The sequence below is a fragment of the Streptosporangium sp. NPDC051023 genome, assembly GCF_040689595.1.
GTDB lineage: Bacteria > Actinomycetota > Actinomycetes > Streptosporangiales > Streptosporangiaceae > Streptosporangium.
Genome location: NZ_JBFBCE010000040.1, coordinates 41,672 through 52,988 on the forward strand (window position 1 = coordinate 41,672; position 11,317 = coordinate 52,988).

Consider the following 11,317-nt stretch of genomic DNA (forward strand, 5'->3'; position numbering starts at 1 on the left):
TCAGCGCCCGCGCCGAAGCTCGTGGACATGAAGAACACCACGGTCCTCATCTCCGGCGCGAGCATCGCCGGGCCTGCCCTCGCCTACTGGCTGAACCGTTCCGGCTGCACCGTCACCGTCACCGTCGTCGAGAAGGCGCCCGTCCTGCGGCTCGGCGGCCAGGCCGTCGACTTCAAGGGTGCGACCCACCGCACCGTGCTGGAGCGCATGGGAATCCTCGACGAGGTACGGCGGCGCCAGACGGGCGGGACCGACCAGGAGATCGTCGACGCGAACGGCAGGCGGCTGGCGGTCATACCCGGCGAGTTCACCGGCGGCGACGTCGAGATCCGCCGCGGCGAACTGGCCGCCCTGCTGTACGAGCGGACCAGGGAGGGCTGCGAGTACGTCTTCGGCGACTCCATCACCTCGCTGACCGAGACGGCGGGCGGTGTGCACGTCACCTTCGAGCGTGGCGCGCCGCGCACCTTCGACCTGGTGGTCGGCGCCGACGGCATCCACTCCAACGTGCGGCGCCTGGCCTTCGGCCCCGAGGCCGACTACGTGCGCTTCATGGGCCACTACTACGGGCTGGTCGACCTGGACCTCGACCACCGGGCCGCGATGTACAACGAGCCAGGCCGGATGGCCGCGCTCGGCGGCCCCAAGGCGCCCGCGTTCTTCGTCTTCGCCTCGAAGCAGCTCGACTACGACCGCTACGACCCCGAGCAGCACAAGCGGATCCTGGCCGACGCCTACCGGGGCGCGGGCTGGAAGGTCCCCGAGCTCCTGGCCAGGCTGCCGCGGGCACGAGAGGTCTACCTCGACTCGATCAGCCAGGTCAGGATCGACCACTACGCCAAGGGACGGGTCGTGCTGCTGGGCGACGCCGCCTACGGCAACACCCTGGGCGGCTTCGGCAGCGGCCTGGCCGTCGTCGGCGCCTACGTGCTGGCCGGGGAACTGGCCGAGGCGGGCGGCGACCACCGGATCGCGTTCCCGGGGTACGAGGAGGCGTTCCGCGGCTACGCCAAGGTGGCCAGGCAGGGCAGCGCGGGCCCCTTCCTCGCCCCGGCGACACCGGCCCGCATCAGGATGCGCAACTGGATGTTCAAGCGCAGGCTCCTGCTCGCGATGATGTTGAAGATGACCGACAGGTTCGCCACCGGCATCGACCTCAAGGACTACCCCGGCCTCCTCAAGCCTTCCGTCACCTCTTGAGGAACAGGTCCTACAGGTCGGGGACGGGGGCGCGCTGGAACAGGGGGTGGTCGGGGGCGGTGCCGATCAGGGTGCCCGCGTGGGCGGTCAGGACGGTGCAGCCGCCCGCGTCGCACAGGTCGGTCCACTCGGCGGGTGTCGCAACCGGCGGTCGCGTGCGGATCCGGCCCTCCGCGTCCGCGATGTAGAGGCGGCCGTTCATCGCGGTGAGCGCCACGGCGCCGCCGGAGGAGCCCGCCGGGGACCAGCCGGAGGTGTCCGGACCCAGCCGCCACAGGCCCTCGGGGTTCGCGGCGAACAGCTCGCCGTTCACCATGCCCAGGCCGACCCCGCCCGAGGGAGCGTCGGCGAGTGTGATCCAGCCGTCGTCCGGGTCGTGGTAGACGAGCCGGTCGTCCGAGGTGAGGCCGTACAGGCCGATGGGGTGTACGGCCGTCGCCTCCCTGGGGGTGGCCATGGCCACGACTCCCGGTGCGGTTCCCACCCGCCGCCAGCGCAGGTTCTGCGCCGAGACGTCGCGGACGAACAGCGAGTCGTCGGAGGCGACGCCGTACAGGCGGGAGCCGAACACCGTCAGCGCGCGGAACGACTCCGCGCCGCCGATGACCTCCCAGCCGCCGACGCGCGCGGAAAGCCGGTCGAGTACGTTGCGGGTGATCCTGTCCACCGCGAGGTCGTGCAGGGTGTTGCCCCAGTTGACGGTGGACGCGGTGAACACCGTCCCCGCGCCCAGGCCGAAGACGCCCATGGTCGCCATGCCGCCCTGGCCGTAGCGGTGCCAGTGGCGCAGGTCCGCGGTCCCGAGGATGACGAAGGAGGGCGGGGTCCCGTCGCGCCCCGTCGCCAGCGGGACGCCGTCCACCTCGACGAAGTCGCAGGCGTCGGTCTCGTAGCCGATGGCGCCCTGGCCGAACTTGTCGCCCTCGCCGAGCCCGGTCCCCGCGAAGACCCAGTGCTCGGGGAACCTGACGGTGTACGACTCCTCGAGCATCCGCTGCATGTACGGCCCCCACGTCCCGGCGCCGCGCCTGAAGCTGACACCGGTCAGCGTGTTCTCCGGCCGGTTCACCGGGGCGCTCGACCACTCGACCGTGGTGAGCCCCGGCTCGACCGTGGCCATCGGGTCCGTGACGGCGTCGCGGTAGCAGACCATGGTCCGCCCGTCGTCCTCGAGGCGGAACTGCCACCAGCAGGTGTTCCCCGAGAAGACGGCCAGGTTGCCGCCCCGGGCGACGAACCTCTCGACGTTGTCGCGCATCCCCGCCGACCAGTACTCGTCGTGGCCGTTGACCACCAGCAGTTGGTAGCCGGACAGCAGCTCGGCGCCGTCGTGCAGGTCGAGGCCCGAGCAGTAGTCCACGTCGTAGCCCGCGGGACCGAGCCAGCGGAGCATGCCCTCCTCCCAGCGCTCCGGCGGCGGCCCGCCGCCGGGCCTGGCGAAGGAGACCTTCGCGGCGCGGGTCGGCTCCTCGGTCCAGTAGATGGACTCCCCGGGGATCCCGGCCCGGTTGTACGCCTGCCAGGTCGGGAACGGGATCGACAGCAGGATCGGTGAGCCGGGCCTGGCGGACCTGACCACGAAGTAGACGTCGGAGAAGCCCTCTGAGGAGCCCTCGTCGGAGGTGAAGACCGCGCGGTAGAGCGAGCTCGGCCAGTAGTCGGGGACCTCGAGCGTCCAGGTCGGCCCGTCGAACCTCGTGCTGAGCATGGGCAGGTCGGCGGCGACGTCCTCGACCGTGACCGAGCCGCGTGCCGGGGCGCGCGAGGTGTGGGCCAGGTGGAAGCGGAGGACGCCCTCCTGGACGCAGGAGGTGGACTCGGCGTAGGCGTACACCGTCATCCGACAGGCTCCAGCACCTCGTGGAAGGCCGCCTCGACCAGCAGTGACTCCAGGTCGCGGAGGTAGCGTTCCATGCTCTCCCTGGACAGGTAGCGGGTGTCGGCGGTCAGCGAGACGCCGAGGCCGCCGGGCTCGCCGGTCATGTGCAGGCAGAACCTGCAGTTGAGCTGGTCCTGGCTGAGCGGCCAGGTCAGGGTCGTCTCGTCCATCGCCTGCCGTACCGTCCGCTCGTCGTGGGAGGCGTCGGCCCGCTCGACGAAACGCATGTCGTTGAAACAGCAGTAGGGGTGGATCCTGGTGCTCCGCTCCAGGCTGATCCGTTCGATCAGCCGGTCGCGGTCCGCGGGATCGTGGTAGGCGGAGCGGTAGGCGCGCAGCGCCGCGGGTTTCGCCGCCTTCAGCACCTCGGCGAAGTCGCCCCCGCGCAGGTCCAGGACGAACAGGCCCTCCTGGGAGAGCGTGGTGACCGTATGCGCGGCGTCCTCGCGGAAGCGGTTGCCCACGATGGGCAGCATCGCGCACACGTCGTGTCCGGTCACGGCGCCGACCAGCACGCTGGAGGCGGCCAGCAGCACGGTCGAGGTGCTCGTGCCGTGCACGGCCGCGATCCGCTGGACGGCCAGGTCGAGCGCCCGGGAGATGAGCTGCGCGCGCCAGATGGGCGGACCCTCGGGAACGGCGGCCGGCCGGTCGAACATGGTCGGCGGGATGCGCCGGTACTCGTTCTCCCAGTGTTCCGCCGCGAGGCGGGCGACCCGCAGGCCCGGTGCCGACCGCTGCCAGCGGGCCAGGTCCAGCGGAGAGGGGGACGGCGGCCCCGGTACGGCTCCGCGCAACAGCAGCAGCCGCAGGTCCGTGATCGCGATCTCGGCCCCGAGCCCGTCCGCCGCCAGGTGGCAGAAAACGAGCACGATGTGGGTGACGGCGGCGTCCACGGTCTCCCCTGAGACCACGAGCCCGACCCTGAGCGGCCACTCGCCCGCGTAGTCGAACGCGGTCTCCGCCAGCGTCTCCAACAGCCGTTCCGGGTCGCCGTCCGAGACGGTGACGGGGATGGCGCCGGTCGCCTCCAGCACCTGCGACGGCTCGGCCCCTGGCTCTGCGTTGGTCCCCAGTCCCGCGCTCAGCCTCGTCCGCAGCGACTCGTGCCGCTCGACCAGGGCGCCCAGGACCTCGACGGCCCGCGCCACGGTGAGCGGGCGGGCCCGTCTGGGCACCGCGAGCACGCGGCCGAAGTTGAAGTAGTGGTCGTCCGGCGCCGTCTTCCTGATCGTGTCCCAGATGGCCCGCTGTCCCCATGTCAGCGGAGCCGTACCCGACCGGCTCCCCGAGAACCGGATGTTCATGTGCCTCTCCCCGTTTGAAAAACGCTTCCCGCCGTGGTCCCTGAAGCGTCCTCAGGGACCGGAGCGCCCGGTCGCCTCCGCGATGTAGCGCTCGAGCACCCCCAGGTCGTCCAGCAGTTCGAGGCCGTCGTCCGACAGATCGATCTCGATCCCGAACTCCGTCTCGACCGCGTCGATCAGCCGCATCTGGGCCAGGGACGTGACCCCCAGCGCCGACAGCGGGACCGTGGCGTTCAGCGCCTCCTCGGCCGTGACCGCGCCGTCCGACGCCGAGGCCACCATCGCGGCCAGCCGTTCCCTAACCATTGCCGGTTCCTCTCGTGCGGTCACGGTTGCGGTCGTCGTCCATTGAGACCCAGATCCACTCGTCGGACATCTCAGGACTCCCTTGCGCTGAGCGGGCGCAGGTCGGTCCAGACCTGCTCGATGTGGGCCAGACACTCCTCTTTGACACCGGAGAAGCCCTCAAGGCGCCAGCCGTCCGGCAGGTCCCGGCCATCCGGCCAGATCGAATACTGCTCCTCGTGGTTGACCACGACGTGGTGACTCATCTCGGTTCCCCGCTTCCGTGAGGCGTTTCCATGAGGTCGGCGGCCTCGTCGTCGGACAGTTCCGCCAGCTCGGCGATCAGTAGTTCCTCGACCGCGGCCGCGAGCCCGGCCACGGTGCTCCGTGCGAACAGGGTGCGGATCGGCACGTCGACCTCGACGAGGGCGCGGAGCCTGGCGATGACACGGGTGGCGAGCAGGGAGTGCCCGCCGAGGGCGAAGAAGTCGTCGAAGGCGCCGACCTCCTCGATTCCCAGCACCTCGCCGAACACCTCGGCGACCAGCTCCTCCGCGTCGCCGCGCGGGGCGACCCTCGCCTCGGCGCTCGTCTCGGGCGCGGGCAGCGCGGTCCGGTCGATCTTGCCGCTCCCGGTCAGCGGCAGGCTCTCAAGACTCACCCAGAGCGCGGGGACCATGTAGGCGGGCAGGGTTGCGGCCAGCTGCCTGCCCAGCTCCTCGCCCTGCGCCGGGCCGACGACGTAGCCGATCAGGGTCTCGTTCCGTACGGCGACGGCCGCCTGGCCGACGCCGGGACAGGCGAGCAACCGCGCCTCGATCTCGCCGAGCTCGATCCGGAAGCCCCTGACCTTGACCTGGTCGTCGTCGCGGCCGAGGAACTCCAACTGCCCGTCCGCCCGCCAGCGCGCTCTGTCGCCGGTCCGGTAGACACGTGAGCCGCCGGGACCCGGTACGAACCGCTGCGCGGTCAGGGCGGGCCTGCCGAGATAGCCCCTGGCCACCCCGGCCCCCGCGACGCACAGCTCGCCGGGCGCTCCGGGGGGCACGGGTTCGCCGTGCTGGTCCAGGACCAGGATCCGGGTGCCGCCGACGGGCCGGCCGATCGGCGGCCGTCCCGGTGAGCCGTCAAGCTCGGCCGCTGTCGCGATGATCGTCGCCTCGGTCGGGCCGTAGGTGTTGACCAGCCGCACCCGGTCGCCGAAGCGCTCCCGCCAGCGAGTCACCGCCGCCTCGTGCACCTGCTCGCCGCCCAGGATGACCAGCCGCAGCGTCTCCGGCCACGGGATCTCGTCGATCTGGTCGACCAGCGCGTGCCAGTAGGCGGTCGGCAGGTCGAGCACCGTGACCCCGGCCAGGTGGTCGGGCAGGGTGACTGCGCCGTCCGGCAGCAGTTCGAGGCGCGCCCCCGCGGCCAGGGCAGGGTAGATCTCCTCGGCGTGGGTGTCGAAGCTCAGCGAGGCGAACTGCACGATCCGGTCGGCCGGGTGCAGGCCGTACGCCTCGCGCATCCACGCGACCCGCGCCGCGAGCCCGTCGTGCTCGACCACCACGCCCTTCGGTGTGCCGGTCGACCCCGAGGTGTAGATCACGTAGGCGGCGGTGTCGCGCGGCGCCGGCCGGGGAGCAGACGGGTACGGGCCGGCCCCGTCCGCAACGGAGTCGAGCACGAAGGATGCCCCGCTGTCCTCGACGAGGAAGGCGAGCCGGTCCTGCGGGTAGTCGGGGTCGAGCGGGAGGTAGGCGGCCCCGGCCCGCCAGGTGGCGAGCAGCGCGGCGATCGTGTCCGGCGTCCTGCCCAGGCGGACGCCGATCACGTCGCCGGGTACGACGCCGCGTGTCCGCAGCAGCACGGCCAGCTCGTCCGCGCGGGCGTCCAGCTCGGCGTAGGTCAGCGTGACGTCCCCGCAGGCGACCGCGACGGCGTCGGGCCGCGCCAGTACGGCCGCCGTGACCAGCTCGGGCACCTGGGGCGCCTCGGGCAGGGCGGGCCCCTCGCCCAGGCGGCCGAGCAGGACGTTGTCCTCCTCGGTGCGCATCGGCAGTGCGGAGATCCGCTGGCCCGCGGTCCGCGGCAGCGAGGTGAGCAGCAGGCGCAGGCGCGCGGCCAGTGCCTCGATGGTCGGTCGGTCGAACAGCTCGGCGTCGTAGACCAGGGTGAGCAGCAGCTCGTGCTCGTCCTGCCAGGCCTCGAGCGCCAGCTCCAGCTTGGCCTGCCGCATGCCGTGCTCGAACACCGTCGTGGTCAGCTCGGCGAAGGCGTCGTCGTCCTGCCCCGCGTCCTGGGTGTGCAGGATGAACATGGTCTGGAACAGGGGGGTGCGGGTGAGGTCGCGCTCGGCCCGCAGGGCCGTCACCAGTTCCTCGAAGGGGACGCCCTGATGGGAGAAGGCGTCCAGGACGCCGATCTGGGTCTCGCGGAGCAGCTCTGTGAAGACGGGGTCGCCCGACAGGTCGCCGCGCAGGACCAGCGTGTCGCTGAGGTAGCCGACGACGGGTTCGAGCTGGACTCTGTCCCTGCCCGCGGTCGCCGTGCCGACCAGGATGTCGCTCTGGCCGGTGTGCCGGGCCAGCAGCACCTGGTAGGCGGCGAGCAGGACCATGAACATGGTCGCACCGTGCCTCCTGCCGAGTACGGCGAGGGCGCGGGCCTCCGCCGAGGTCAGTCTGAGGTCCACCACGTCGCCGCGCCTGGCGGTCCCCGCGGTGCGCGGCCTGTCGACCGGCAGGTCGAGCGGGGTCGGCTGGGCGAGTCTGTCCCGCCAGTAGGCGAGCAGGTCGCCGGTTTCGCGTTCCCGCTGCCAGCGGGCGACGTCGCCGAACTGGAGCGGCACGGGGGGCAGGGCGTCGTGTCCCGAGTAGAGGTGCGCCAGCTCCTCGAAGATGAGGTTGAGCGACCAGCCGTCGCCGAGGATGTGGTGGAGCACGACGCACAACACGTGGTCGTCCTCGCCGATCCCGACCAGCGTGACCCGCAGTGGCGGCCTGGAGGCCAGGTCGGTGAAGGGGCGGTTGGTGAGGTCCGCGACGAGGCCGATCGCCTCGGTCTCGTCCGCGGCGGCGATCTCCTCGACGGGCACGGGCCCCGGGGCGTCGATGACCACGGACGGCATGCCGTCCACCTCGGGGAAGCGGGTGCGCAGGCTCTCGTGCCTGGCAGCCGTGCCGTCGAGCGCCCTGGCGAGCGCCTCTCGGTCCAGTCTTCCACGCAGTCGTCTGACCAGGCACATGTTGTACGAGGCGTCGTCCGGGTCGAGTCGGTTGAGGAACCAGAGCCGTTCCTGGCCGAAGGACAGCGGTGGCACGGTCCCCGCGGGCCTCGGCCGCGGCCCCCCTGTGGGCTCTGTGTCCCCGCTCCGGGAGTGGCTCGCGGAGCCGTTCCCCTGGGCGCCGGTTTCCGCCGCCTGTCCGGCTCCCGTGACCAGCTCGGCCAGCCCGGCGACGCTCGGCCGCAGGAAGACCTCCCTGACCGGAACCTCGACGCCGGACAGCGCGGCCAGTCGCGCGGTGACCATGGTCGCCAGCAGCGAGTGGCCGCCAAGCATGAAGAAGTCGTCGTGCGCCCCGACTCGGGGGACGTTCAGCACCTCGGCGAAGACCTGGGCGACCAGCCGTTCCGCCGGGGTGCGCGGCGCGGAGGTCTCCGCCTCCCGCGTCCCCTCGACCTCGGGCAGCGCCTTACGGTCGATCTTCCCGTTCGGGGTCAGCGGGAGCGTCTCCACCTCGACGAACAGGCTGGGCACCATGTACGGGGGCAGTTCCCGCCCCGCGTGCTCTCTGACGGCGCCGGTGAGATCCCAGGGTTCGGCGTCCAGCCACCCCGGCTCGCAGGGGGGTTCCTGGGGGGCTTCCCCGCTGATTTCTGTGGCGAGCGGCACGGCGGGCACCACGAAGGCAACCAGCCGTTCGCCGCGCACGGCGACGACCGCCTGCCGTACGCCGGGACAGGTGTCCAGCACCGCCTCGATCTCGCCGAGCTCGAGGCGGTGGCCGCGGAGTTTGACCTGGTTGTCGGTACGGCCGAGGAATTCGAGGGTGCCGTTGCCCCGCCAGCGGGCGAGGTCCCCGGTGCGGTAGACGCGGGAGCCGCCGGGGCCGGGCACGAAGCGCTCCGCGGTCAGCGCGGGACGGCCGAGATAGCCGGTCGCGACTCCCTCGCCGCCGATGAGCAGCTCGCCGGGCACGCCGATCGGGGCGGCCGCGCCCGCGGGGTCCAGCACGTGGACGACGGTGTTGGCGATCGGGCCGCCGATGACGATCTCATCGGGCTCCTCGGGGACTTCCCAGGCCGTCGACCAGATTGTGGTCTCGGTCGGGCCGTAGACGTTGACGAGCCGGTCAACCCTGGGCCGCAGCTCCCTGGCAAGTTGTTGCGGCAGTGGCTCGCCACCGGTCAGCCCGGTCACGCGAGGCAGGTCCCCGCTGAGCAGCACCCGCCACCCCGACGGCGTCGCCTGCACGTGGGTCACGCCCGAGTCTCTGACGAGGCGAGCCAGTTCGGCGCCGTCGCGTGCCGTCTCCGCGTCCGCGACGACGATCCTGCCCCCGGTCACCAGCGGCAGGTACAGCTCGAGCGCGGAGATGTCGAACGACAGCGAGGTCAGCGCCAGCCACACGTCGCCGGAGGAGGACCCGATCAGCGTCCGCATGGCGAGCAGGAAGTTGGTCAGCGCGCTGTGCGGCACGACGACGCCCTTGGGGCGTCCCGTCGACCCCGAGGTGTAGAGCACGTACGCGGTGTCGCCGGGGCGGGGCCGCGCGGCGGGAGCGGGCACGCCGTCTTCCGGGGTGAGGCCGCTCCCGGGCACGCCGTCGCCGGGACGCGGGCCGTCTCCAGGCGGGAGGTCGTCCAGGCCGGTCAGGACCAGTGCCGCGCCCGAGTCCTCGATCACGTAGGCGACGCGGGCCCGTGGGTAGTCGGGATCGACGGGCAGGTAGGCGGCCCCGCTCATCGCCACGCCCAGCAGCGCGACGACCATGTCGGTGCCGCGCTCCATCTGGACGGCGACCAGCGAGCCCCTGCCGATGCCCGCCGTGGCCAGCCGCCCGGCCAGCGCTGCGGCACGCCCGGTCAGCTCGGCGTAGGTCAGGGCGTCGACCGCGAGGGCCTCCGGGGTCGCGGCGGCCTGTTCGAGTACGAGGTCGACCAGTGTCACCCCGGGCAGCTCGGCCCCGGTCTCGTTCCACCCGCGCAGCAGGGTCAGCTCCGCCTCGGGCAGCATGCGCAGCGAGCCGACGGGCGTCTCCGGGGCCGCGACCGCGGACGCCAGCAGCTCGACGAACCGGGCGACCATCCGCTCCGCGGTCTCCCGATCGAACAGGTCGGTGCTGTAGAGCACGGTGCCCAGCAGGTGGCCTTCGGGGACCGGGGTGAGGTCCATGGACAGGTCGACCCTGGCCCTGGTCCAGCCATGCGGGAAGGGCGTCGCGGCCAGGCCGGGCAGCGGGTCGTCGGACTCGCCATGGGTGTGGAAGGCGAAGAGGGTCTGGAACAGCGGGGTCCGGCTGAGGTCCCGCTCGACGTCGAGCTCCGCGACGAGCCGCTCGAAGGGGACGTCCTGGCGGGAGAGCGCGTTCAGCACGACCTTGCGGGTGCGCTTGAGCAGGTCGGAGAAAGCGGGGTCGCCGGACAGGTCACAGCGCAGGGCGAGCGTGGTCGACAGGAAACCGATCATGGTCTCCAGCTCGGTGCTGCCGCGGCCCGCGGACGGTGTGCCGACGCAGAAGTCGTCCTGTCCCGTGTGCCTGGCCAGCAGGACCTGATAGGCGGACAGCAGCACCATGTACGGCGTGCAGCGGGTCCTGCGAGCCAGGTCGTTGATTCCGGCGGCCAGTTCCCCGTCGATCCTGAAGTGCACCTCCCCGCCCTCGCCGGTCCGTTGCGGAGGGCGAGGCCGGTCGGCGGGCAGGTCCAGGGGCGCAACTCCGGCCAGGTGGTCGACCCACCAGCGCAGCTCCGTCTCCGCGGAGCGCTCGGCGCGGGCGTGCTCGCCGTACTGGAGGGGAAGGGCAGGCAGCCGCGCCGTGCCGCCGCCTGTGTAGTGGGCGGCGACCTCGGCGCGGAGCACGTTCAGTGACCAGCCGTCGCCGTTGATGTGGTGCAGGACGACGCAGAGCACGTGCTCCTCGGGGCTGAGCTCGATCAGCGAGACACGGAACGGCGGCGCGGCGGACAGGTCGAAGGCCGTGTTGGTGAGCATGGAGACCAGCGCGCGTGCCTCCTGTTCGTTCCCCGCGGCCAGCCGCTCGACGGCGATCGGAGCGGGCGGCTCGACGACCGCGACGGGCTCTCCCGCGACCTCGCGGAACCGGGTCCGCAAGCTCTCGTGCCGTGCGGCGACCGCCGTGAACGACGCCTCGAGGACGGTTGAGTCAAGGCGACCTTTCAACCTGTAAACATAGGATGTGTTGTAGGTTGAGTCGCCGGGATCGAGGCGGTGAAGAAACCACAACCGCTGCTGGCCGTACGACAGCGGGTACTCCGCCCAAGGTTGGCCGGGGGAAATGGTCTCTGGCTGAAGCACGCAGAGCTCCTTTGTCGGCCGGCGGGCTCACATGCACGCGATCGCGTTTGAAAAACGGGTATGCGAAAGCCCGCTCCGCGCATATTTGCTGAGTTGAGAACAGAAGAGGAAGGGCTTCTTTCT

General features: G+C 71.8%; 6 protein-coding genes. 1 reads left to right on the forward strand and 5 read right to left on the reverse strand.

Annotated features, from left to right (window positions below):
• Window positions 1-27: 27 nt before the first annotated feature.
• Window positions 28-1,200: an FAD-dependent monooxygenase gene (locus AB0395_RS25580; protein ID WP_366284651.1), complete on the forward strand. Its 1,173-nt coding sequence runs from the start codon at window positions 28-30 to the stop codon at window positions 1,198-1,200.
• 10 nt (window positions 1,201-1,210) lie between these two features.
• Here AB0395_RS25580 and AB0395_RS25585 read toward each other — a convergent pair whose 3' ends face one another.
• The 5 genes from AB0395_RS25585 to AB0395_RS25605 form a co-directional block, all read right to left on the reverse strand.
• The gene (locus AB0395_RS25585; protein ID WP_366284654.1) at window positions 1,211-3,040 is read right to left on the reverse strand and encodes a N,N-dimethylformamidase beta subunit family domain-containing protein; all 1,830 of its coding nucleotides are present in this window, start codon (window positions 3,038-3,040) and stop codon (window positions 1,211-1,213) included.
• Window positions 3,037-4,386 (reverse strand): condensation domain-containing protein, encoded by a 1,350-nt coding sequence (locus AB0395_RS25590; protein WP_366284657.1) that lies wholly within the window; start codon window positions 4,384-4,386, stop codon window positions 3,037-3,039. Before AB0395_RS25590 ends, AB0395_RS25585 begins: the two co-directional genes overlap by 4 nt.
• A 51-nt stretch (window positions 4,387-4,437) precedes the next feature.
• The gene (locus tag AB0395_RS25595) at window positions 4,438-4,692 is read right to left on the reverse strand and encodes an acyl carrier protein (RefSeq protein ID WP_366284660.1); all 255 of its coding nucleotides are present in this window, start codon (window positions 4,690-4,692) and stop codon (window positions 4,438-4,440) included.
• Window positions 4,693-4,763: 71 nt separating this feature from the next.
• Window positions 4,764-4,937 carry an MbtH family NRPS accessory protein gene (locus AB0395_RS25600; protein WP_366284662.1) on the reverse strand — a complete coding sequence of 58 codons (174 nt, stop codon included), beginning with the start codon at window positions 4,935-4,937 and terminating at the stop codon, window positions 4,764-4,766.
• Entirely contained in the window at window positions 4,934-11,194 is a 6,261-nt protein-coding gene (locus tag AB0395_RS25605; RefSeq protein WP_366284664.1) for an amino acid adenylation domain-containing protein, read from the reverse strand. Before AB0395_RS25605 ends, AB0395_RS25600 begins: the two co-directional genes overlap by 4 nt.
• Window positions 11,195-11,317 lie beyond the last annotated feature (123 nt).

Excerpts from the sequence above, each read along its gene's own strand:
- AB0395_RS25580 (WP_366284651.1), top strand. The coding sequence starts at position 28 with ATGAAGAACACCACGGTCCTCATCTCCGGCGCGAGCATCGCCGGGCCT.
- AB0395_RS25595 (WP_366284660.1), bottom strand. The coding sequence starts at position 4,692 with ATGGTTAGGGAACGGCTGGCCGCGATGGTGGCCTCGGCGTCGGACGGC.
- AB0395_RS25600 (WP_366284662.1), bottom strand. The coding sequence starts at position 4,937 with ATGAGTCACCACGTCGTGGTCAACCACGAGGAGCAGTATTCGATCTGG.
- AB0395_RS25585 (WP_366284654.1), bottom strand. The coding sequence starts at position 3,040 with ATGACGGTGTACGCCTACGCCGAGTCCACCTCCTGCGTCCAGGAGGGC.
- AB0395_RS25590 (WP_366284657.1), bottom strand. The coding sequence starts at position 4,386 with ATGAACATCCGGTTCTCGGGGAGCCGGTCGGGTACGGCTCCGCTGACA.